This is a genomic window from Bacillus capparidis (assembly GCF_017832095.1).
GTDB classification, from domain to species: domain Bacteria; phylum Bacillota; class Bacilli; order Bacillales; family Bacillaceae; genus Bacillus; species Bacillus gobiensis.
Window position 1 is genome coordinate 924,245 of record NZ_JAFDST010000002.1, and the last position, 21,198, is coordinate 945,442.

Consider the following 21,198-nt stretch of genomic DNA (forward strand, 5'->3'; position numbering starts at 1 on the left):
ATAGAAAGAATGCATATGGATTCTGCCGCTTCTTTAGAAAAAGAAATCGATTCGTTGGAACAAGAGCTTATGAAAAAGAAAAAAGATTTAGCCAATTTACGAACAAGCCTCCCGAATCTGGAAGTCGAGAATTATATTTTCAAAGACGAAAACGGAAAAGATGTATCTCTTTTAAGCTTATTTCAAGAAAAAGACGAGCTTATTCTTATTCATAACATGGGAAAATCCTGCTCTTATTGCACGATGTGGGCAGATGGGTTTAACGGTGTTTTACCTCATCTGAACAACAAGGCTTCCTTTGTCGTTGCCTCGCCAAACGATTACGAGACTCAATCTCAATTTGCAAAAGAAAGGGGCTGGACCTTTAAAATGGTCTCCACAAAGGATTCAACCTTTACAAAAGACATGGGGTTTCAATCAGAGGACGGATCATTCTATCCAGGAGTTTCAGTCTTTGTAAAGAATCACAACGGACAAATCTCCCGCCATGCTAAAGCACCCTTTGGTCCAGGGGACGACTATTGCATCGTCTGGCCTTTATTCGATTTGCTCCCATCCGGAAGCGAGGACTGGCATCCAAAAAAAGCATATTGAAATGAATGAGCGGAGGTATGAAGGATGGGAACTGCAGAAGGTAAAAGCACTGTTTGGATTGACGCGAAGAAAGAAACCGTTTGGAATGCTATTACTGATGAAGCCCAGCTTTTACAATGGTATGCACCAGGCTCGCCTTGGGATATTCCCAGCCTATAGATTGGGGGGAAAATCACTTTTACGTTAATGCCCAGCGCTCATAATCATCTAACTGAAAAACTTCCTATGACCTTAACCATTCAAAAAGTTCATTTATATCAGGAATTTTCCTTTTCCTTGGACTCACAACAAACACTTATATCAATCGTATTAGAAGAGGAGAGAAACGGAACAAGAGTTACAATGAATATAAAAGGTTTCGATCCATCTTTAGAAAATTTGAAAGCGCTATTAGAAGGAAATGAAATACCTAAAGTTTAATAGAGAAAAAGGACCGCAAATGGGTCCTTTTTCAATGATTCATTTTACGACAAAACAACCCGCAACCCGATTAAATAAACCCGCCATTTACCCGAATCGTTTGACCAGTGATCCATTGAGATTGTGAGCTGACTAAGAATTCAATCACATTTGCAATATCTTCTGGCTCGCCGATTCGCTGAAAAGCATTCATCTTCTTGATGCCTTCTATTTGCTGCTCCGTTTTGCCTTCAGTAAAAAGCTCTGTGTTCACCGGACCCGGTGCAACAGCATTAATCGTAATCCGTTTAGGGCCAAATTCTTTGGCAAGCTGTCTTGTAAATTGTTCAACAGCTCCTTTTGTTCCTGCATATACACTGTAAGCCGGAAACATTTGTCCATTAACAGAAGTGGATATATTCACAATCCGCCCTCCATTTTCCATATGCTTCATTCCTAATTGGCACGCGAAGAAGGTCCCTTTTGCATTGATCGCAAAATGCTTATCAAATTCTTCTTCAGTTACTTCCAAGAGAGGGTTATTCACCATTAAACCGGCATTATTCACAAGAATATCTATTTTTCCGAAAGCATTGATCGTTTCGGTGAATAAATTTTCGAGATCGCTCAGTTGGCTAATATCCGCTTGTAAAGCGATCGCTTCGCCGCCTTTCTCTTGAATCAGCTTTACCGCTTCGTCAGCATTTTCAGGACTGCTGGAATAATTAATGACTACTTTTGCCCCTAAATCTGCTAATTGTTCAGCTATCGCATTCCCTATTCCTCTCGAAGCCCCTGTCACGATCGCAACTTTTCCGTTTAATTTTGTAGTCATATCTCTTCCTTCTTTCGCTTTATTTATTTTCGGCCTGCTTCTTATGTTCCGCTTTTGAAACGACAAAACCCTCTTTTATTAGCGCCCAAACCAGATCAAGTTCTTCATCAATCGTTTCGCTTTTCCATTCGTATGCATGCGATGGATGATGAAATCTTGTCGTCGCGTAAAAAATAGAACGAGATAAAGCATTGTTATGATTTATATCTTTTATGATTTTTGCATGAATCCCTTTTTCAATAATTAGACTTAACATTTCAATAATGCAATTGACATGGTTTTCAACGATCTCTGTAGATTCGACTGTCACTTCTGCATACATTTTAAACATTTCTTCATCATTTTCCGCATGGCTTCTCTTAAGTGAGCAAAGTGCGAAAATAAATTCTTTCAGCAAATGAGCTGAAGCAGACTCTTCTGAATGAGTGAATCGCTTCAAAGGAGCAATAATTTCCTCCTCCAGCCACCTTTCTGTTACAGCTTCCTTTAAAGCAGCTTTATTCGGAAAGTGTCTATAAATTGTTCCGTGACTGATATTTAATTCTTTCGCCACATCTGTCACTGATGTTTTATTCGGTCCAAAACGGCGCAATGTTTTTTCAGCTGCATCTAAAATATCTTTCTTACTTAAAATACTGTTTTTCTTATCCATCATCTAAACCAATGCACTCTCCTTTTCTTTTATATAAGAGGATTCTGACCTTAGCAGCACCTCCATAATCAATAGTTGCAAATTCAATGTTCTATATTTATATTTTGAGATTAACACACCAAGTAACAAATGACAAATATTAATTTTTGTCATTTGTTTTTTAATTCAAAAAAAATGAAGGTGCAGCTCGCGCTACCCTTCACAGGTGAATAATTACTATTACAAATAAAATACTTCATTAACTTCCCATGATTCGACTATTCGATGTGCTGTTCTCGGATCATATCCTTTACCCATCAGATAGGCGATAGCTGCAACTTCCGTCATAGCATGGGGGACAGATGTGAATTGAGCTTCATTTAAACCATAATGAACCCATGGTTGAACTTGGCATAAGGTTTCTCTTTTGAGATCGTATGGTACAGCGCAAGATGGATACACAATGTTACACCCTTTCAAAATATGGTTAAATATCCATCCCATTTTATTCACGATAAATCACCTTGTGTAGGCATATAACTAGCATTGATCTATAACTTATCTCCACAGAGCATGCAGCATGCCGAGCAGCATAAATGAGATCATGTGTTCACCCATTGCAATTGCATAAATTTTCGTCGTCGTTAAACAGAAGACAGTGTTTTTCAAAAAAACGAATGCTGCCAAAAGCCCAATCATCAATCCAAACCCAAGACCTGATAATAAAGTGTCGTCCCCCGCTATTTGTACAAGCAGCCACGAAATCTTTTGTCGGTAATATTTGGTGACAGTTTTAGCTTTTGCTTTTAGTAAAGAGTAGGGATTGGAGGACAGGCAACAGCATCAATAAATCTTGGATCAATACCATAAAACGTCCAGAAGACACCGTTCCATCTATATCCAGAAACTTCATCATACTCGACGCGAGTTGGGTAAAACCAAAAGCCTTCTCCATTTATTAGCCAAACAAAAGTGTTTTGGTATAAACAGTCAATTATATAGGATACAGAAGGCTTAGGTGGAATGAATGGCGGGGGAGGCGATTGTGGTTGCTGTCTGGTTAGACCTTGTGGTGGCAAAAATACCATATGATTTCGCTCCTTTTCAGATAGGTACCCAACATAATATGCTGAAAGAAACAGAAGAGATTAAGAATTAGGCAAATAAGTAAACTTTTGTTTTTGTTCATTACGTTGGTCAGCTAAAGGGTGCTTACTTAAACTAAAGTATGCCCCTCGGTTTTTTCACTATAAGAAAAGTGAAAGCAGCGATAAAAAATTTGGGGGCAGGTTTGGAAACTTTTTCAGGCACAATAACTGGCTACAGCTGTATTTGGCCATAGCCTGTTTACTTCTTCATCAGCCTTTAATCAAACCTTCTGAAATGAAATAGTCCTTAATAATCTTAGGATTTACTTGGAGTTCCTTAGCAATGTCTCTATAGCTGTAATCATTGAATATCTTTTCATAGAACCTCTGGGAACATAATGTAAACGATGCGGTAAAATAAGAAAGAGAAGAAAAACCGCAGGTGAGTGCAATCTCCGTTACCGTCATCCCGGGCTCGTAAATCAGAAAATGCCCGCTTTCTCCATTCGTATTCTTTTTACATAATCTGAAGGGGTTTCGCCGATCAGCCCGGTAAATATTCTGTGAAAATGAAATTGAGAGTAGGACGATACTTTGGCCAACTGCTCCAAAGACAGTTTCTGATCCAAGTTTTGTTCAATATATTTCATTACCTTTCCGATATGTATACGCTGCTGCTGGTCGAAATCAATCATGATTTTTACTCCTTGCTTGGTTTTTAATAGAGGCTAGCTTTTACTATTATAATAAATTTTCCCCTCCGGCTTGTTCTATTGATCGGTATTTTTACGCGATTATTTACTTTCAAAATATAAAAAAACTGCCGAAGGTTTCTTCGACAACCTTATAGTTTAACTATATTTAAGTAAGTAGTTTTCTGCCATTTCCGCAGTCTGATTAGCCCACTTTAATCGAATGTTTAAAAAGTTTATCCGCCTTTCGCCAATGGAGTTTAAGGAGCAATATTACAACAGCCTGACTACGACTAAAGATTTGTGAGAAAAAAAGAAAAAACGTGTCTAAATCAACACGTTTTTCCCAAAATGATCACGTTCAAGCTTTGGTCTTTTTTATTTGTTTGCTTCGTAATTGTCCGCATGCGGCATCAATATCGGTTCCGTGCTCCTGGCGGACGACACAATTTATGCCTTTCTTTTTAAGCGTGTCATAAAACGCCAATATCGCTTCTTTATCACTTCTTTGATATTGGTCATGCTCGTATACAGGATTGTATGGAATTAAGTTTACGTACGCAAGATGGCGTTTGTCGCCGAGAAGTGAAGCAAGCTGTAAGGCTTCTTCCTTATGATCATTGACATCCTTAAGCAGAATATATTCAAATGTAATTCTTCGGTTTGTTTTTTCTAAATAGTAATCGATTGCCGGCATTAATTTTTCGAGCGGATAAGCACGGTTGATTTTCATAATCCGTGTGCGCAGCTCGTTGTTCGGTGCATGCAGCGAAATCGCAAGGTTCACTTGAATATTCAAATCAGCAAATTCATAAATCTTATTGGCAAGGCCGCTCGTAGACACTGTAATATGGCGGGCGCCAATGCCCAACCCTTTTTGGGAATTAATGATATGCAAAAAGTCGACCATGTTCTCAAAGTTATCAAATGGCTCGCCAATCCCCATCACTACAACGTGACTAACTCTTTCCCCTTGTCCCGCTTCGTCTAAATGGTGCTGAACATTCATAATCTGCTCCACGATTTCCCCGCCGGATAAATCACGGCTTTTTTTCAACAAACCGCTTGCACAAAACGTACAGCCAATGTTACACCCTACTTGTGTGGTCACACAAACCGACAAGCCGTATTTATGCCTCATTAATACCGTTTCAATCAGGTTGCCATCCGTCAAGTTAAATAAAAATTTCACAGTTCCGTCAGCTGATGATTGTTTAACTTCTTGCTTTAATGTGTGCAATACAAAATGCTCTTCTAATAACTGAATACAGTCTTTATTCACATTTATCATTTCCGAAAATTCCGTAACCCGTTTTACATATAGCCAATCCCAAACCTGCTGTGCACGGAATTTTTTCTGTCCATGCTCCACAAGCCAAGAAGTCAATTGATCTAATGTCAATCCGTAAATAGATGTTTTACTCATTAGTAACCCTCTTTTTAAATATTTTCACACGATAATTACAGCCTACTGATAGTATAACAATTTGACAACTCATTTTAAAATTTGGAAAACATTTATAATATCACGCACGTTTATGCAGAATATAAATTAAAACACAGCTTGTACCATCATAGAACAGAAGACTGAACGATGCAATCTTTTGGATCGTGAAAAAAGAAATAAAACCAGCCTATTCTTATGATGGCCGGTTTTACATATTGACATTCGGAGCGAATTAAAGCCAATTCAGGAAAGGCCCTTTAGGTTCGTCGGATGGTAACGATTCTTCTTCAACCTCATTTACTTCTTCTTGTTCAACGGAAATATCTTCCGTTGAAGCTGGATACCAAACGTGAGAAGCGCCGTTTTCAAAGTCAGGTTTCATCGTATCACCTCCATAATGTTTCATATGATGAAAAAAACTATGGAGTGTTTATAAATAACCAGCGGGCTAACAAAAAACTTACTCAGCTCTTTATTACGAAAAATAGACTATTTTGAAAACGTCTCATAAGGTTGATTTTTGAAATTTCCCAAGTTAAAATACACCTGTTTCATAAAATTAATATTGTTTCTGTATATGATCGGTAATATGGACTGATCGTTTCTACCTAGTAACCGTAAATGACTAGACTACAGAAAAGTTTGGATAAATGAACAATAAAAGGAATGTATTGTCCTATTCGTTTCTTGTTGCTCTTATTTTTCACGCTTTCTGTTTTTTGTTAGGATCCGTGGAAGATAAGAGTTTTTTTGTTTGTCAAAAATATAGCTGGGAGTTGCTTTTATGTACTTTTTATTGAATATTTTAGGACTAATTGTTGTCACGGCAGTGGTTTACTTATTTTCTCCTTACAAGAAGAAAGTAAAGTGGAGACCAATCTTATCGTTAATTGTTCTCGAATTGCTTATCACATGGTTTATGTTAGGAACAAAGATCGGCAGCTGGGTCATTAATCAGATTGGTTCATTCTTCACTTGGCTGGTAGAATGTGCAAGCGAAGGAATTTCTTTTGCCTTCCCATCGGCCATGGCTAACCCAACCGTTGACTTTTTCTTTAGCGCATTGCTTCCGATCATTTTTGTAGTCACATTCTTTGATATTTTATCTTATTTCGGTATTTTACCATGGATTATTGACAAAATAGGCTGGGTGATTTCAAAAGCTTCTCGATTACCGAAGTTAGAGAGTTTTTTCTCGATTCAAATGATGTTTCTTGGGAATACAGAAGCACTAGCTGTTATTCGCCAACAACTATCAGCAGTCAATGACAGACGTTTGCTTACGTTTGGACTGATGAGTATGAGCAGCATCAGCGGATCAATTATTGGTTCTTATTTAGCCATGGTACCTGCCACATATGTGTTTACTGCCATACCATTAAATTGCTTAAATGCGCTTATCATAGCGAATATCTTAAATCCGGTTGACGTGACAAAAGAAGAAGACATCGTTTATGTACCACCGAAAGAAGAGAAAAAAGATTTCTTCTCGACCATTTCCAACAGCATGTTAGTTGGAATGAACATGGTAATTGTCATCCTGGCTATGGTAATCGGTTACGTGGCATTAACTGCAGCGCTTAATGGAATTTTAGGTTTATTTATACAAGGGCTAACTATACAGAGCATCTTCTCCTATATATTCAGCCCATTTGCCGTATTACTTGGACTAACAGGTCATGATGCCATGTATGTTGCACAGCTAATGGGAATCAAACTCGCCACAAATGAATTTATTGCCATGAGCGATTTAAAAACGCAGCTGGATTCACTCCCGCCTCATACAATCGCAGTAGCTACTACATTCTTAACATCATTTGCGAACTTCAGCACTGTCGGTATGATTTACGGAACGTATAACTCCGTATTGAGCGGAGAAAAATCGGCTATCATCGGCAAAAATGTGTGGAAGCTTTTTGTCAGCGGAATTGCCGTATCCTTATTAAGTGCAGCAATGGTCGGATTGTTTGTCTGGTAATATTATCAAAAAGGACACATCGTCGTATAAGGCGGTGTGTCTTTTGTTCGCTATGTTTAATAAAGATAATCGCGGGAATATTATCTAAAAACCAGAACCAAAAAAGGAGAGATCGTGATGAAACAGAAAACGCTAATTTCAACCGTTGCCGTATCAACAATTGGTGCTGGAGTTGTCACATCCTATTGGTTAAAAGATAAAACGAACCGCCAAAAAGTAAAAGGTTTGATCGGAAGAATGAAATCTGAAATCTCAAAAATCACAAATAAGAAACAATTAGACTCGTTCCCAGTAGACAAAGCAGGAAACCCTGATTCCAAAGATATTGAAGATAACAAAATGGTTTCTGAAGGCTCCATGTATCCTGTCCAATATTATGATAAAAAGAAGAAATAATAGAATGAAGTGACTCGGTGACCGCTTAGCCGGTTGCGGGTCGTTTTTTTTGAGCTCTTTTGTGCAATAGTTTTACTCAATAAAACGATATCTCCTCATAGCCAATATCATAGATCAAGCGTCCAAAAGCCGCGATGCGCTCATCTTTCAGCTACCGCATAAACCCAATATAATGCGCTTCACTCGCTCTTTGCTTCAGCACCGTCATCAACAATGTCCGGGAAACCCCGAATTCCCTATTTTATAAAATGGAATGTGAATATAAAGGCGTCTTATCCTATTTGGATAAAGTGCCTTCATATGTGCTATAACGCTTTCATTTCATGCTAACCATCATGTCCATCATAGATGTCATCATTTCATCGCACTCTTTCATTTTAGGCATCATTTGATCAATGTCCATATTCATTTCCATGTTCATGTCACCCATCTGATCCATCATCATCTTCATACAATTCATTTCACACATCATCCTTTCCATACATGTCATCATCGTCATTTCCATACACATTTTTTCCATTTCACATTCCTCCAGATAGGTAAATTTGTTTTAAAAAGGCACGTAAAAAGTTCCTCAAAAGTACTTGGTAATTGACTTCAAGAAGAAACATCGGAATACCGGATCATCAGTTTAGCTTTAACACTAATTATACGGTGGTGCTATTTCAATGTAATTTTACTCATCATCTTATCTCCTCTCTCAAATTTTTCTAGTAGATCCCACATTTATGATTATGATTCAATTAATTGTGTTCGCCAACTCATGTGTAACATCTTTTGACAGAAAATTTATAATTTTTGAAAAATATAGTTGCTCATATTGCTCATAACGCAGGTCCTTGCTGTCCGATGCAGAACCTAACCAAGCAGTAGTAGTTACATCTAAATCCCCCTTTGGAGCAGTTCCTCATTTGATTTCATATATTCATTAGATATCAGCCAATCAAAAGAACTGAGTAAATAAAAACAAAATAAAGCGCTTAATTTTTGATTTATATTTAAGAACATAGCTTTATTTACAAATTTGAAGTAATACGATAAATTCAAATTAGAATATTTTCGTGGAAAAATGTTGATGGTGCGATTAGGTGAAATGAAATCTGGATAGGAGAATGATAATGTCTAAAGTTATACTTTTTAATTTCAACGGAACTATTGTAAATACCAGATCTCTAGCAATTACTATTTATAATGAAATTGCTGAAAAGAAGGGTTACAAAAAAATTAACGAAGAGGAAGTTGCATATTTAAGTACATTATCAATAACTGACAGATTTAAAAGACTCAACATCCCCATGCACAAGTTGCTAAGTCTTGGGATAACCATTAAACAAAGGTATCAAAAATACATCCCTAATTTGAACTCTGTTGACGGCATAAATGAGGTGATTCATGAACTAAAACAAAGGGGGTACCGTTTAGGATTTTTGACAACCAACTCCCGTGATGTAACGACTCAGTTTTTAACAAGTAATTCAATTAACATGTTTGATTACACTCATTATTCGTTTAATCCTTTTTCTAAATCAAAAGACATTTCCACTTTTTTAAAAAGAAATAAGTTAAACAAAAAAGACGTTATTTATATCGGTGATGAGCTACGGGATATTAAAGCTGCTAAAAAGAATCAACTTTGCTGTGCTGCAGTAACTTGGGGGTACGATTCAATTAAACTTTTAAATAGTGCAGACTATGTTGCACAACACCCCACAGATATTTTAAAGATTGTTTCGGAGTTATGACATATATTATTCATTTGTACTCTGTTGTTAGCGATCATTTTATTTTTTACTTAACCTAGAGAAAATGAAGCAAATTGTTGGATGGTTACATTCTGTGTATCTGCTGCAATCGCAAATGATATTATTCCGGAGTTGAAAAAACTAGAATTCGAACCTCCTAGGCTGCGCCCTCAACCTGCTGGCGTTCTCTCCTTGTATAGTAGGAATATGGGATTTCAGCTCTCGCATCCAGTTACGAACAACAACAGATGATTCTCCAATATATTGAACAGCTTCTTTAATCGTTAGTGACATTTCCTCAATGTTTTCATCCATATTGTCAACACGTTTGTTTTCAGTTTCATTCAACTTTGCACACACCCTTTCAACATAGGTTTAAACATTAGTGTTTGACAAAAAAGGCTATGAAAATTTGCAGATCAAAGTTTTGTGAAGACTTTCGCTCAAGTCAAGACACAAGTTTTTATCATATATTTACAGTTCTGCGTTCTACTAAAGCCCAAGTAACCCCTGTTTCCTTAAAACCTGTCATTTCATCTATAACGTCAGCCGCTTTATGTCCCCACTTAACTTAGCACAAGCTTCACCAGCTTTTTGAGCCCATTTATATGGAATTTTTTTAATAAAGTTTACTAGGGTAGGACCACCATAACGAAGTGCTTTAACTAATATTTGTTTAACATAAGGAATACCTTCTGTACGCATTTCAGATTTTAAAGGTACAGGAGCCTGGGTTTTATTTGACTTCACTGCAACAACCATCTTACTTTCAGCAGCACTGTGATCTTTATTTTTATCGTGTACCCAATTTGAGTTTTTTTTGATTTATAGAAACTAAGATTCTGTTTTAGACATTCCACTTCTCAAACAAGTCATCCACCCGTTTCACAATACTTTGCTCCGATACGCTCTGCAGCGCGCCGTTTTCTACAATGGTTTTTCCATTCACGACGACATCCTTAATTGCATTCGGCTGCATGGAGTAAACGATGTTGGCAAATAGCTCTGTTTTCGGGGAAAGGGACAGGTCATTCAAATCAACCGAGACGAAATCCGCTTTCAAACCTTCTTTTAGTTCTCCGACCGGAAGCCTCAAGAGCTCAGCACCTGTCTTTGTTCCCATATCGTATACTTGCTTTGCAGTAATGCACGTTCCATCCAGCTTTGTTACTTTTTGAAGCAAGGAGCACATTCTCATTTCTTCAAACACGCTGATTCGATTGTTGCTGCATGCACCGTCTGAACCTAGCGTAATTCGCACTCCGGATTGGAGAAGCTCCGGAATGTTAGTTACTCCGTCTGATAGGTACATATTGCTGGATGGGCAATAAGCAAGAGAAGCGTTTTTGTTTCCAAGAAGTTGAATCTCCGAGTCCTCAAGCCAAACCAGATGGATAGCAAGCATCCGTTCATCGACGACTCCTAGTGAATCCAAATAGTGGACAGGTCTCAAGCCGTATTTTTCTAACGTTTCCTCGACCTCGAACATTTCTTCTGCGACATGAATATGAAAGGGCGTATCGAGCTCTTTTGCCAACCTGTGGCCAGCTTTGATCATTTCCGGTGATGCTCCGTGCGGACTGTGGGGAGCCGGATGGATGTGAACCATTTCGCTGCCCTGGTATTTTTTTGCTAACGCTCTAGTCCGCTCCACCGCTTTTTCTACCGTTTCCAGATAGCTCGTCGGCGCTCCGTCCCAATCATACATCGTTCGCGCCAGCACAAGTCGTATACCTATATCCCTTGCCGCTTGAATGACCGCCTCGTCTGTCGCCGTTCCGCCATTATGCACATAGAAAAAGTCACTGACTGTGGTAGCGCCATATTTCAGCATTTCGCCAAAAGCAAATAAGGCTCCTGTATAAATTGCTTCTTCGTCCAGTAAAGGAGTATATCGATAAAGCGCTTCGTCACGCCATTCGAGAAACGGCCGGTCGGCAGCAATCCCCCTTAGAAGACTTTGAAAGGAGTGATTGTGCGCATTAATCGTACCCGGCAGAATGGCTTTGTGGCTCCAGTCGACCGTTTGTACTCCTTTATACTTTTCAAGCATGCTTTTTTTAGGACCTATTTCTTTGATTTCTTCATCCTCAACATAAATCGCTTGATCGTTTTGAAACGTATCGTTCGTGTAAACCCTGGCTGCGCAAAATAATGTCGCCATCATAAACCTCCTAATCTAGTTTTTTTATCTAACGCTAGAATGGTCTGAAGCAATACATTGCCCACTTTTTCAGTATCCTCATGCTTACTTTCTTCTTCAGGACAATGGCTTTTCCCGTCAATACTCGGTACAAATAGCATGCTGCTTTTCGTAATGGATGCCATATGAGTCGCGTCATGGCCCGCCATGCTTCCTAGAGTAGAATAAGGCAATGCTAATGAGTCAGCTTGCTCTTTCATCACTTGGATAATCTCTTCACTCATGGGTGATGGAGGTTGATCGAGGAGAACCTTTTGCTCAATTCGAACGCTGCGTTTCGATTTTATTTCTTCCAATTGACTCTGCCATTTCGATCGCACCTCTTCAATTTGCTCTTTTGTTTCGCCGCGAATTTCCAGCGTCAGCCTTGCTTCCCTGGGGATAATGTTGGCGGCATTCGGCTGTACAGCGATTGTTCCGATAGTCCCGACGACTTCGTTTTTCGGATGGTTTTTACAAGTGGCTTCAAGCGCTAAAATGAGCTCCGCAGCTGCTGCCAAGGCATCCTTACGATCATTCATAAGCGTCGTACCGGCATGATTCGCTTCACCGAAAACAACGATTTCTTCCCGGTAGATTCCAGTGATTGCTGTGACGATACCGACCGGAATGCCTTCATTGATCAGCCTTTTTCCTTGTTCAATATGAACCTCGAGAAATGCGGTTAGCTCCTTTGGATCGCGGGCTGCTTCTTCAAAAAGTTCAGGATCGCCGCCGGCGCGTTTGAGCGCGGAAGTCAAAAGCTCTCCATCCGTATTTTTAACTCCTTCAATGTCTTTTTTCGTTAATTTTTTCGTAATCGCCCTGCTGCCGAATGTCGATAAGCCAAAGGGGTTTGGTTCCTCAGCGCTAAAGGAAACCAATTCTAACGGATGGCGAGTAGTTAGATGATTTTCCTGCAAAACTTTCATTACTTCCAACGCAAGCAAAACACCGAGTGCACCATCATACTTCCCGCCATTTGGAACGGTATCAATATGGGAGCCGAACGCAATCGCTGGCAGTCCGCTTTCACGTCCAGGACGCTTTCCCCAAATGTTTGCCGCCTGGTCAACGACGACATCAAGGCCGAGCGACTGAAGCTCTTGTTTTAACCAATCTCTCGCTTCCAATTCCGCAGGCGTAAATGTGGTTCGATCTAGTCCTCCCTGCTCATTTCTCCCAAACGATGCTAGCTTCTCGATACTTTTCTGTAAACGGTCTGGCTGTATACGAAGTTTAGTAGATTCCATTATAATGATCACCTGCTGTTTGGATTTTTAGAAAAAAAGATAGGCTATCGGTGTTACAATAAGAAGGGTTAACACCGTTCTTTCAAACCAAATGAATAGTAAATCCCGGATTTTGAATGGAATATCTGTTGCCAACATACATGGAATCGAGGCAGAGAAAAACAATATCGCTGATACAGAAACGACACCGTGACAAATTTTGTAATGATCGGAGCGTCGACAACAATCAAAGCTGGCAAAAACATTTCTGCTATTTCTACTGAAGCTGCTTTCGCTGCCAAAAATGGCTCCGGTAATTGCAGGATCCAAGTAAACGGCAAGAACAGAAGCCCTAGCCAATCAAAAAACGGGGTGAACTCAGCTAATATCAGACCTAACAGCCCGATGGACATTATCGATGGAAGAATACTCATTGTCATAAGAAAACCGTCTTTTAAATTCGACCAGATCAGATTCCATAAAGAAGGTGCTTGCTGAGCGGTTGTCATTGCACTTTTCCACGCATGCTGAAAAATTTGTTTTCGAACGATCATTTCCGGATCGCCTTCTCCTTGATAATAATCATCACTCATTTTATTCAACGGCCAAATACGAACAGTGATTGCAGTAACAATAAATGTTACAGCTAAGGAAATCCAGAAATATAAATTCCAATACTCCATTAGTCCAAGTGTTTTTGCGATTACCACCATGAAGGTAACAGACACGGTAGAAAAACCGGTAGCAATAATGGCAGCTTCTTTAATGGTATATTTTCCTTCTTTAAAAAGACGATTTGTAATAAGCAGTCCGATTGAATAGCTGCCCACAAACGATGCGACGGCGTCAATTGCTGACCGGCCAGGTGTTTTCCATACTGGTCTCATCACTCGTTGAAGCAGTACTCCAATAAACTCCAACAATCCATATCCGACCAAAACGGCTAAACAAACCGACCCTACCGGGACAAGCAAGCTTACGGGGATGACAAGCTTTTCAAAAAGAAATGGACCGATATCAGGCTGCATAAGCCAAGCCGGTCCTAAATGAAAGACCATCATGAATGTTGGTAAAACACCCAAAATTTTTAATATTGAAAAAATAATACTGATACGATCTTTATTCCAGCTTTTATTCAGGAATGGATGCGCTGCACCTGCTACCACGACAAGGAGGGCATAGTATGGAACTGCTCCGGAAAATGAAGTTCTTATCCAGGTTACAATATGATCTAAAAGGATTGATGAAGTGCCCCCAATCGTAATCGGGACAAAGAAAATAAAGATCCCGATCAGGCTGTAGCCGACAAATCGTAAAACAGAAGAGACAAGGGCATTGGTTAGTTGTGATTTTTCTTTTACCAGGTTCAGGTCATCCATTTTTCATTTCTCCTTTCTACACTAATCTTCCTTGATGAACCACTGTTCTCCCTTTTTTAATCACGCGCTTCACATGATTCACTCCATATTGGTATTGGAGCCTCTTGTAATTTGGCAAATCAAAGATAACTACGTCCGCTTGTTTGCCTTCCTCGAGACTGCCGACCAGATGCCCCCGCTTAATCGCATGCGCCGCATTAATCGTTGCCGCTGCCAGCACCTCTGCAGGTGTCATCCCCATTTTGACACAGCCCAGATTCATTATGAGCTGCTGGGAAAGCGTCGGGGAAGAACCTGGATTGCAATCCGTCGATAAAGCAACAGGGACCCCTGTATCAATCATTTTTCTGCCATTCGCTGATTCAGCCATCAAGAAAAAAGCGGTGCCCGGCAAAAGCGTCGCGATGACTCCTTTTTCCGCCATCCTTTTGATTCCTTTATCTGACGCTTTCAGAAGATGGTCAGCTGAGACAGCTCCGACCTCTGCTGCTAATTCTGCACCTTCATAAGGTTCAATTTCGTCCGCGTGGATTTTAGGATGGAGTCCATGATCCAGTCCTGCTTCCAAAATTCGCTTTGACTGAGCAGGAGTAAACACGCCATGTTCACAAAACACATCATTAAATTCGGCAAGACCCAGCTCGGCTACTTTCGGAATCATCTCATGAATGATAAGGTCGACAAATGCATCCGGATTTTCTTTGTACTCACGGGGGATGGCATGCGCCCCCATAAAGGTGCTGACGAGATCGACGGCATGCTCGTTTTGGAGCCTTTGTGCGACGCGAAGCTGTTTTAATTCGGTTTCAAGATTCAATCCATATCCGCTTTTTGCTTCCACCGTCGTTACGCCCTGAAGAAGAAACTGGTCCAACCTAGCTGCGCTTTCTTTGTACAGCAGTTCTTCTGAAGCTTCCTGGGTCGCCTTTGTCGTTGCGTAAATTCCCCCGCCACTATTCATAATTTCCATATAGGTTGCCCCATTTAAACGCATATCAAATTCATCTTCCCGAGTGCCGGCAAACACCAAATGGGTATGCGGGTCTACAAGTCCAGGTGTGACAAGGCAGCCATCCGCATCGATGAGTTCTGCGTTTTGAAGCTGGGATCTGTGCTTTGCAGCGAGTTCTTCATCCGCTCCGACAGAAATAATGACTCCGTCTTCAATCCATAGTGACCCGCCTTCGACGATCCGCAAATCCTTCATTTGATCTCCGGCAAGCGGTTTTTGCGAAGACCCTTTTAAAGTGGCAAGCTGGCTTGCGCGGCGAATAAAGAGTGGCTTTGTCATATTAGCAGCCTCCTATTTCGTAATCATCGGGATATGGATTCCGTGTTCTTTTGCTGATTGAACGGCTGTTTCGTAGCCGGCATCGGCATGGCGGACGATCCCCATTCCCGGATCTGTTGTAAGCACACGTTCGATCCGCTTCGCTGCAGCTTCCGTTCCATCTGCTACAATGACCATGCCCGCATGAAGCGAATAACCCATGCCGACACCCCCGCCGTGATGGACTGACACCCAGCTTGCTCCCCCGACACTATTGATTAACGCATTTAATATCGGCCAATCGGAAACGGCGTCACTTCCGTCCTTCATCGCTTCAGTTTCCCGGTTTGGCGAAGCGACGGAACCGGAATCCAAGTGATCACGGCCAATGACGATTGGTGCTGACAGTTCACCAGAAGCAACCATCTCATTAATGATTTTTCCAAATTTCGCTCGTTCTCCGTAACCAAGCCAGCAAATTCGGGAAGGAAGTCCCTGAAATTCGATTCTTTCCCTCGCCATTTTAATCCAGTTGCACAAATGAGTGTTCTCAGCGAACTCTTTTAAAATAACCTCATCCGTTTTATAAATATCTTCAGGGTCCCCTGATAAAGCTGCCCATCTGAAAGGCCCTTTTCCCTCGCAGAATTGCGGCCTGATGTATGCAGGCACAAACCCGGGAAAATCAAAGGCATTTTCGACTCCTTCATCCTTTGCCACCTGGCGGATGTTGTTTCCGTAGTCAAATGTAACGGCTCCCTGTTCCTTCATTTTCAGCATTGCAAGAACGTGCTCCTTAATGCTTTGCTTCGCCTTAGAAATGTAGGTTTTTCCGTCCGTTTTTCGCAAGTTCTCCGCCTCCTCTAATGAATAACCGATAGGAATATATCCATTTAAAGGATCATGAGCAGAGGTTTGGTCTGTTAAAATATCAGGAGTAAATCCAAGCTCTGTCATTTCATTTAAAACTTCCGCCGCGTTTCCAAGCAAGCCGATGGAGATCGCTTTTCCTGATTGCTTTGCTTCAAGTGCCATGTTGATAGCTTCCTGCAGGTCTTCAGTCATCGTGTTTAAATATTTGGTATCGAGACGCCGTTTAATTCTGGAACGATCGACTTCAATGCAGATCGATACACCGCCAGCTAACGAAATGGCAAGCGGCTGCGCACCGCTCATCCCTCCGAGTCCTGCTGTTACCGTAATTGTTCCTTTTAAACTCCCGTGAAAGTGCTGGCGGGCACATTCGGCAAAGGTTTCATACGTTCCTTGAATAATCCCCTGGCTCCCGATATAAATCCAGCTTCCGGCTGTCATTTGTCCGTACATCATGAGTCCCTTTTTATCCAATTCATGAAAGTGATCCCAATTGGCCCAAGCCGGAACTAAATTAGAGTTTGCGATCAGCACACGGGGGGCATCCTCATGAGACCGAAAGACGGCAACCGGTTTTCCTGATTGCACAAGGAGCGTTTCATCATTTTCTAAAGACTGAAGGGTTTCCACGATTGCTTCGTAGCACGCCCAATTTCTTGCGGCTTTTCCAATTCCACCATATACAATGAGCTCATCCGGATTTTCAGCTACATTTGGGTGCAAATTATTATTTAGCATCCTGAGCGCTGCTTCCTGAATCCAGCCCTTTGAATGCAGCTCAAAGCCTTTGTATTGTTTGACCTCTTTTTTTTCATTGATTTGATCCATATTAATCCTCCTACTCTTTGGAATTTTCTGATTATTTATTTTATTTTAATAAGAATCGCCTCAGAAAAATAGAATAGAAGTTTTGAAATTAAGATAATCTTTTTCGATCAGATCACTATTATTAGCATTTATTTTTGTATTTATAGCATTTTTTTTCGATTCAGATGCTTTTTTTCGCTTTGAATTCTCTGGGCGTTGTATTGTGCTTTTGTTTAAATACGCGGCTGAAATAATTAGCATTCCGAAAACCTATTTCATAAGAGATCTGCTGGATGCCCATGTTGCTTCCTAGAAGCAGCTTTTCCGCTTCCTTCATTCTCATCTGATTGACCAGTTCCCGAAAATTGGTCCCTAATCGTTTCGCCAGTATATGACTCGTATATGAGGAGCTTCTATCCACAAAATTGGCCACATTCTCTAAGGAAAGATTCGGATTTTTATAATGGGTTTGGATATAATGTATCGCTTGTTCCACAATATCTGTTGTTGCTTTTTGCTGCTGGAGGCTCACACCGTCAATGACTTCATAGACAAATAAAAGCAAATCCTGAACAATTCGGTACAAGACTGTCTCATATAAGATCGATTGAAATACCTTCTGATACGACATTTCAAACGGATTTACCGTGTCCAAATGAAAGTTTTTCATAAAGCGGCGGATTTGCGCTAAAATGCTTGTTAAGCGAATTCGAAGTAATCCAGGGCTCGGATATGGCTCTTTGATGTTGAGAAATTGCTGATACATCCAGTGTTTAATGCTCTCTTTATCTTTATTGTTCAACATCTCAATCCATGCCCTTTGTTCTGAGGAGGTGAGGAAGGGATCAATCGTTTCCCATTTCACATCGTCTTCAATTAGCGTGATGTCACGGTTCCCTTGAAAAAAACGGATTTCAAACGCATTCAATGCATTCAAATATTTTTCGTGAAGTGAAATGGAGGTATTTTTTGAGTAGTAAAGGACGATCGTTACCGCTTCTTGATACCTTTCATTCCACTCTCTTAAAATCGTTCTCAGCTCCTGATAAACATCTGCTGCATCCAGGTTATTATCCGTATGTACAACAGCAATCATTTCACTCAATGGCAAAATCGCAACCGATGAAGGAAACGGGTATTCTTTTAAGAACCGATGAAGATCCGCTAAGCGGCTTTTATTCATTTGAAGCAGACTAACAAATTTTATTCCTCTTGTTTTATCATTCTTCTGCAGCAAATGATTGTATCCAATCGGATTTTGATTTGTTTCGATTAGAACGCTATTCCTTTTTGGCGTCTTCGATTGTCGATAGACTGATTGCAGTGTCTTTTTTACCTTTTCCAAGGAAAACGGTTTGACCCAAAATTCATAGGCCCTCACCTCTAATGCCTGCAATGCTCTTTCAAATGTAGCCTCCGCTGTTACAACAATCGTTTTGATCGCATATCGCTGGATTAATCTCTTGACCGTTTCGAATTGTGAGGCCGGTACTAAATCAATTTCTAAACAAAGAACAGACGGATTGTCCTCTTCAATCGTCTTTACTAAATCATCCATCGTATGAACCAGATATTGCCGCTCAAACCCAATCGAATAGTTTTTAACGAGCCATTCAATACCGATACATTCATTAGGATCTCTATCTGCTATAAGCAAGGTAACCATACAATTCTCCTTTCGGCCGTTTTATTGAAATAAATTTAAGGCCAACCAGTCATTCCGGTTGGCCTAATATACGAATGCAGAGATTAAGTTCGCTCCATTCCGCGAAAAAATTAGCGATATCGCTCCTCTTTAAACGAATTTGCCGTCATCGAGTAGCCCAATTCCTCCCAAAATCCTGCTTCATCTTCCTTCATAAATTCAATGCCAGACGCCCATTTCGAACCCTTCCATAAATAGAAGGACTCCGGCGGGATAAATCGCAGCGGATACCCGTGCTTTGGAGATATGCCCTCCCATTCCTTCTCATTCGAATCCTTCCACCGGTACACGAACAAAGCATCGTCTCCAAGCAGCGCTTCAAGCGGCAAATTCGCAGAATAGCCAAACCGGTCTCCGTTATAGTAGCCGTAAATTTTAATATAGCTGACATCCTTCTCAAGCTCAACTAAGTTTACCAGTTCACGCAGTGCGATTCCTTCAAAGCTTGAACCGAATTTGGACCAAGTTGTTACACAATGCATGTCAATCGTTGATACCGTTTTTGGAAGATTCATTACGTCCGAATAGGATAACGTGATTTCTTCTTTTACCTTGCCAAACAACCTGAAATTCCATGTGTCTTCATCAAATTGGTAAACGTCACCCTGATGCAAAATTGGCCATTTCTCTGTTTCAAATTGACCCGGCGGCAGCTGGTTTGCCATCTTTGTTCACCCTTTCTTATGGATGGTTGATTTAACCAAATCATATCGGTTCCCTGCTTAATATGCAAGGAGCTGCCGTTTAATTAAACGTTTGATTAAACGGCTGATCCCTTAATCCCAAGTCGTTATATTTTGAGCCGGCGTCATCGCTTGATAAAATGTAAATATGTTTTTGGGGAATGACCCTGATACATGATCATAAACGAAGGAAGATGAAGCGATGTCTGAAAATAAGAAAGCAAAACAATTAAGCGATATAAAATTTTCAGTGCTGGACCTTTCACCAATTATTGACGGAGGAAGCCCTTCTCAGTCGTTGCAAAATACACTTGATCTTGCCCAGCATGCAGAAAAATGGGGCTACAATCGATATTGGCTGGCGGAGCACCATAATATGCCTATGATTGCAAGCTCAGCCACTTCTGTGGTTATCGGCCATGTGGCAGCGGGCACATCGAAAATCCGCGTCGGATCTGGCGGAATCATGCTGCCAAACCATGCGCCTCTTGTCATTGCCGAACAATTCGGTACGCTTGAAGCTCTCTTCCCCGGACGCATTGATCTCGGTCTTGGCCGCGCGCCCGGAACAGACCAGCTGACAGCCCATGCGCTAAGACGCGACCGCAGAAGCGACGGTGATGATTTCCCTGAGCAATTAGCAGAGCTCCGAGCCTATTTTGATCCGTTATCAGCTTCTGGAAGAATGCCTATTCGAGCGATTCCGGGCGAAGGATCGGATATCCCGATTTGGCTGCTCGGTTCAAGCGGCTACAGCGCACAGCTTGCCGGACAGTTAGGTCTCCCATTTGCTTTCGCCAGCCATTTTTCACCACAGCATACGCTGCCGGCTCTCGATCTATACCGCCGTTCCTTCAAGTCATCTAACATTCTTAGCGAACCGTATGCGATGGTTGGTGTGAACGTTACAGCCGCAGATACAGATGAAGAAGCAAAGCGCCTGGAGACTTCATTGCATCAGCAATTTTTAAACCTGATCAGAAATAACCTTTCGCCGCTTCGTCCGCCTGTGGATCACTTGGAAGACCTCATGAGTGACTATGAAAAACAGGCGCTCGAGCAGCAGCTAGGCTCTTCCATTGCCGGAAGTCCTGAAACGGTTAAAGATAAATTGCAGAACTTTTTAAATGAAACCGGGGCGGATGAAATGATTATAAACGGTCAAATTTATGATCATAAAGCACGTCTTCGGTCGTTTGAGATTGTGGCTGAGGTAATGAAAAAATAGCATACACATAAAGTGAAACTTCAAGCAGTGGGGACAA

Annotated in this window: 23 protein-coding genes, 1 pseudogene and 1 riboswitch; of the genes and pseudogenes, 7 read left to right on the top strand and 17 right to left on the bottom strand. The window is 40.9% G+C overall.

The genetic code is table 11. From position 1 onward, the window contains the following. The first annotated feature begins 9 nt into the window (after positions 1 to 9). The 3 genes from JOC74_RS11730 to JOC74_RS23510 all read left to right on the top strand — a co-directional run bounded on the left by JOC74_RS11730 (position 10) and on the right by JOC74_RS23510 (position 1,014). Positions 10 to 594: a DUF899 family protein gene (locus tag JOC74_RS11730; protein WP_053604755.1), complete on the top strand. Its 585-nt coding sequence runs from the start codon at positions 10 to 12 to the stop codon at positions 592 to 594. A gap of 24 nt (positions 595 to 618) precedes the next feature. After that, the gene (locus JOC74_RS23930) at positions 619 to 753 is read left to right on the top strand and encodes an SRPBCC family protein (RefSeq protein ID WP_264080137.1); all 135 of its coding nucleotides are present in this window, start codon (positions 619 to 621) and stop codon (positions 751 to 753) included. 66 nt (positions 754 to 819) lie between these two features. After that, positions 820 to 1,014 carry a hypothetical protein gene (locus JOC74_RS23510; protein ID WP_245212887.1) on the top strand — a complete coding sequence of 65 codons (195 nt, stop codon included), beginning with the start codon at positions 820 to 822 and terminating at the stop codon, positions 1,012 to 1,014. A 70-nt stretch (positions 1,015 to 1,084) separates the two neighbouring features. Here the strand turns inward: JOC74_RS23510 and JOC74_RS11740 are convergent, their stop codons facing one another. The 7 genes from JOC74_RS11740 to JOC74_RS11770 form a co-directional block, all read right to left on the bottom strand. Next, positions 1,085 to 1,828, bottom strand: a complete 744-nt coding sequence (locus JOC74_RS11740) for an SDR family oxidoreductase (RefSeq protein ID WP_053604756.1) — start codon at positions 1,826 to 1,828, stop codon at positions 1,085 to 1,087. A 19-nt stretch (positions 1,829 to 1,847) separates the two neighbouring features. Then, positions 1,848 to 2,483 carry a TetR/AcrR family transcriptional regulator gene (locus tag JOC74_RS11745; protein WP_312883809.1) on the bottom strand — a complete coding sequence of 212 codons (636 nt, stop codon included), beginning with the start codon at positions 2,481 to 2,483 and terminating at the stop codon, positions 1,848 to 1,850. Between the two features lie 216 nt (positions 2,484 to 2,699). Then, entirely contained in the window at positions 2,700 to 2,921 is a 222-nt protein-coding gene (locus JOC74_RS11750; protein ID WP_225970248.1) for a hypothetical protein, read from the bottom strand. Positions 2,922 to 3,017: 96 nt separating this feature from the next. Continuing rightward, positions 3,018 to 3,158 carry a hypothetical protein gene (locus JOC74_RS11755; protein ID WP_158320314.1) on the bottom strand — a complete coding sequence of 47 codons (141 nt, stop codon included), beginning with the start codon at positions 3,156 to 3,158 and terminating at the stop codon, positions 3,018 to 3,020. An 871-nt stretch (positions 3,159 to 4,029) separates the two neighbouring features. Further along, positions 4,030 to 4,242, bottom strand: coding sequence for an AraC family transcriptional regulator (locus tag JOC74_RS11760; protein WP_211086154.1), 213 nt, complete (start codon positions 4,240 to 4,242; stop codon positions 4,030 to 4,032). Positions 4,243 to 4,600: 358 nt separating this feature from the next. Further along, positions 4,601 to 5,665, bottom strand: coding sequence for a dual-specificity RNA methyltransferase RlmN (gene rlmN, locus JOC74_RS11765; protein WP_053604757.1), 1,065 nt, complete (start codon positions 5,663 to 5,665; stop codon positions 4,601 to 4,603). 253 nt (positions 5,666 to 5,918) lie between these two features. After that, positions 5,919 to 6,068 (bottom strand): hypothetical protein, encoded by a 150-nt coding sequence (locus tag JOC74_RS11770; RefSeq protein ID WP_158320315.1) that lies wholly within the window; start codon positions 6,066 to 6,068, stop codon positions 5,919 to 5,921. A 169-nt stretch (positions 6,069 to 6,237) separates the two neighbouring features. Continuing rightward, positions 6,238 to 6,339: riboswitch (purine riboswitch) on the top strand. Between the two features lie 131 nt (positions 6,340 to 6,470). Here JOC74_RS11770 and JOC74_RS11775 point away from each other — a divergent pair. Further along, positions 6,471 to 7,664 carry a purine nucleoside transport protein NupG gene (locus tag JOC74_RS11775; protein WP_053604758.1) on the top strand — a complete coding sequence of 398 codons (1,194 nt, stop codon included), beginning with the start codon at positions 6,471 to 6,473 and terminating at the stop codon, positions 7,662 to 7,664. Positions 7,665 to 7,781: 117 nt separating this feature from the next. Further along, positions 7,782 to 8,060, top strand: coding sequence for a YbyB family protein (locus JOC74_RS11780; RefSeq protein ID WP_053604759.1), 279 nt, complete (start codon positions 7,782 to 7,784; stop codon positions 8,058 to 8,060). A gap of 316 nt (positions 8,061 to 8,376) precedes the next feature. Here the strand turns inward: JOC74_RS11780 and JOC74_RS11785 are convergent, their stop codons facing one another. Continuing rightward, positions 8,377 to 8,580 (bottom strand): hypothetical protein, encoded by a 204-nt coding sequence (locus tag JOC74_RS11785; protein WP_053604760.1) that lies wholly within the window; start codon positions 8,578 to 8,580, stop codon positions 8,377 to 8,379. 598 nt (positions 8,581 to 9,178) lie between these two features. On the opposite strand from JOC74_RS11785, the gene JOC74_RS11790 reads away from it, so the two are divergent. Further along, positions 9,179 to 9,802, top strand: a complete 624-nt coding sequence (locus JOC74_RS11790; RefSeq protein ID WP_053604761.1) for an HAD-IA family hydrolase — start codon at positions 9,179 to 9,181, stop codon at positions 9,800 to 9,802. A gap of 141 nt (positions 9,803 to 9,943) precedes the next feature. On the opposite strand, the gene JOC74_RS11795 is transcribed toward JOC74_RS11790, so the two are convergent. The 9 genes and pseudogenes from JOC74_RS11795 to JOC74_RS11835 all read right to left on the bottom strand — a co-directional run bounded on the left by JOC74_RS11795 (position 9,944) and on the right by JOC74_RS11835 (position 19,915). Then, positions 9,944 to 10,150 carry a hypothetical protein gene (locus JOC74_RS11795; protein ID WP_053604762.1) on the bottom strand — a complete coding sequence of 69 codons (207 nt, stop codon included), beginning with the start codon at positions 10,148 to 10,150 and terminating at the stop codon, positions 9,944 to 9,946. A gap of 189 nt (positions 10,151 to 10,339) precedes the next feature. Beyond that, positions 10,340 to 10,564: a hypothetical protein gene (locus JOC74_RS11800; RefSeq protein ID WP_211086155.1), complete on the bottom strand. Its 225-nt coding sequence runs from the start codon at positions 10,562 to 10,564 to the stop codon at positions 10,340 to 10,342. Between the two features lie 85 nt (positions 10,565 to 10,649). Continuing rightward, positions 10,650 to 11,966, bottom strand: a complete 1,317-nt coding sequence (locus JOC74_RS11805; protein WP_053604764.1) for an amidohydrolase family protein — start codon at positions 11,964 to 11,966, stop codon at positions 10,650 to 10,652. Continuing rightward, positions 11,966 to 13,237, bottom strand: coding sequence for a Zn-dependent hydrolase (locus JOC74_RS11810; RefSeq protein WP_053604765.1), 1,272 nt, complete (start codon positions 13,235 to 13,237; stop codon positions 11,966 to 11,968). Before JOC74_RS11810 ends, JOC74_RS11805 begins: the two co-directional genes overlap by 1 nt. 27 nt (positions 13,238 to 13,264) lie before the next feature. Then, positions 13,265 to 14,595, bottom strand: a pseudogene (locus JOC74_RS11815) (YjiH family protein). 16 nt (positions 14,596 to 14,611) lie between these two features. After that, positions 14,612 to 15,886, bottom strand: a complete 1,275-nt coding sequence (hutI, locus tag JOC74_RS11820) for an imidazolonepropionase (protein WP_053604767.1) — start codon at positions 15,884 to 15,886, stop codon at positions 14,612 to 14,614. A gap of 12 nt (positions 15,887 to 15,898) precedes the next feature. Further along, complete coding sequence (hutU, locus tag JOC74_RS11825; RefSeq protein ID WP_053604768.1) at positions 15,899 to 17,566, bottom strand: urocanate hydratase; 1,668 nt, start codon at positions 17,564 to 17,566, stop codon at positions 15,899 to 15,901. Positions 17,567 to 17,726: 160 nt separating this feature from the next. After that, positions 17,727 to 19,211 carry a helix-turn-helix domain-containing protein gene (locus tag JOC74_RS11830; protein WP_053604769.1) on the bottom strand — a complete coding sequence of 495 codons (1,485 nt, stop codon included), beginning with the start codon at positions 19,209 to 19,211 and terminating at the stop codon, positions 17,727 to 17,729. A gap of 110 nt (positions 19,212 to 19,321) precedes the next feature. Continuing rightward, complete coding sequence (locus tag JOC74_RS11835; protein ID WP_053604770.1) at positions 19,322 to 19,915, bottom strand: molybdopterin-dependent oxidoreductase; 594 nt, start codon at positions 19,913 to 19,915, stop codon at positions 19,322 to 19,324. Between the two features lie 220 nt (positions 19,916 to 20,135). Here JOC74_RS11835 and JOC74_RS11840 point away from each other — a divergent pair, with 220 nt between their 5' ends. Further along, entirely contained in the window at positions 20,136 to 21,161 is a 1,026-nt protein-coding gene (locus tag JOC74_RS11840) for an LLM class flavin-dependent oxidoreductase (RefSeq protein ID WP_053604771.1), read from the top strand. Positions 21,162 to 21,198: the final 37 nt, after the last annotated feature.

What these genes read in the sequence shown, in the direction of transcription:
- JOC74_RS11775 (WP_053604758.1), top strand. Translation starts at nt 6,471, where the DNA reads ATGTACTTTTTATTGAATATTTTAGGACTAATTGTTGTCACGGCAGTG.
- hutI (WP_053604767.1), bottom strand. Translation starts at nt 15,886, where the DNA reads ATGACAAAGCCACTCTTTATTCGCCGCGCAAGCCAGCTTGCCACTTTA.
- JOC74_RS11740 (WP_053604756.1), bottom strand. Translation starts at nt 1,828, where the DNA reads ATGACTACAAAATTAAACGGAAAAGTTGCGATCGTGACAGGGGCTTCG.
- JOC74_RS11730 (WP_053604755.1), top strand. Translation starts at nt 10, where the DNA reads ATGCATATGGATTCTGCCGCTTCTTTAGAAAAAGAAATCGATTCGTTG.
- JOC74_RS11760 (WP_211086154.1), bottom strand. Translation starts at nt 4,242, where the DNA reads ATGATTGATTTCGACCAGCAGCAGCGTATACATATCGGAAAGGTAATG.
- JOC74_RS23510 (WP_245212887.1), top strand. Translation starts at nt 820, where the DNA reads ATGACCTTAACCATTCAAAAAGTTCATTTATATCAGGAATTTTCCTTT.
- rlmN (WP_053604757.1), bottom strand. Translation starts at nt 5,665, where the DNA reads ATGAGTAAAACATCTATTTACGGATTGACATTAGATCAATTGACTTCT.
- JOC74_RS11745 (WP_312883809.1), bottom strand. Translation starts at nt 2,483, where the DNA reads ATGATGGATAAGAAAAACAGTATTTTAAGTAAGAAAGATATTTTAGAT.
- JOC74_RS11770 (WP_158320315.1), bottom strand. Translation starts at nt 6,068, where the DNA reads ATGAAACCTGACTTTGAAAACGGCGCTTCTCACGTTTGGTATCCAGCT.
- JOC74_RS11780 (WP_053604759.1), top strand. Translation starts at nt 7,782, where the DNA reads ATGAAACAGAAAACGCTAATTTCAACCGTTGCCGTATCAACAATTGGT.
- JOC74_RS11830 (WP_053604769.1), bottom strand. Translation starts at nt 19,211, where the DNA reads ATGGTTACCTTGCTTATAGCAGATAGAGATCCTAATGAATGTATCGGT.
- JOC74_RS11790 (WP_053604761.1), top strand. Translation starts at nt 9,179, where the DNA reads ATGTCTAAAGTTATACTTTTTAATTTCAACGGAACTATTGTAAATACC.
- JOC74_RS11840 (WP_053604771.1), top strand. Translation starts at nt 20,136, where the DNA reads ATGTCTGAAAATAAGAAAGCAAAACAATTAAGCGATATAAAATTTTCA.
- JOC74_RS11755 (WP_158320314.1), bottom strand. Translation starts at nt 3,158, where the DNA reads ATGATTGGGCTTTTGGCAGCATTCGTTTTTTTGAAAAACACTGTCTTC.
- JOC74_RS11835 (WP_053604770.1), bottom strand. Translation starts at nt 19,915, where the DNA reads ATGGCAAACCAGCTGCCGCCGGGTCAATTTGAAACAGAGAAATGGCCA.
- hutU (WP_053604768.1), bottom strand. Translation starts at nt 17,566, where the DNA reads ATGGATCAAATCAATGAAAAAAAAGAGGTCAAACAATACAAAGGCTTT.
- JOC74_RS23930 (WP_264080137.1), top strand. Translation starts at nt 619, where the DNA reads ATGGGAACTGCAGAAGGTAAAAGCACTGTTTGGATTGACGCGAAGAAA.
- JOC74_RS11800 (WP_211086155.1), bottom strand. Translation starts at nt 10,564, where the DNA reads ATGGTTGTTGCAGTGAAGTCAAATAAAACCCAGGCTCCTGTACCTTTA.
- JOC74_RS11805 (WP_053604764.1), bottom strand. Translation starts at nt 11,966, where the DNA reads ATGGCGACATTATTTTGCGCAGCCAGGGTTTACACGAACGATACGTTT.
- JOC74_RS11810 (WP_053604765.1), bottom strand. Translation starts at nt 13,237, where the DNA reads ATGGAATCTACTAAACTTCGTATACAGCCAGACCGTTTACAGAAAAGT.
- JOC74_RS11785 (WP_053604760.1), bottom strand. Translation starts at nt 8,580, where the DNA reads ATGGAAAAAATGTGTATGGAAATGACGATGATGACATGTATGGAAAGG.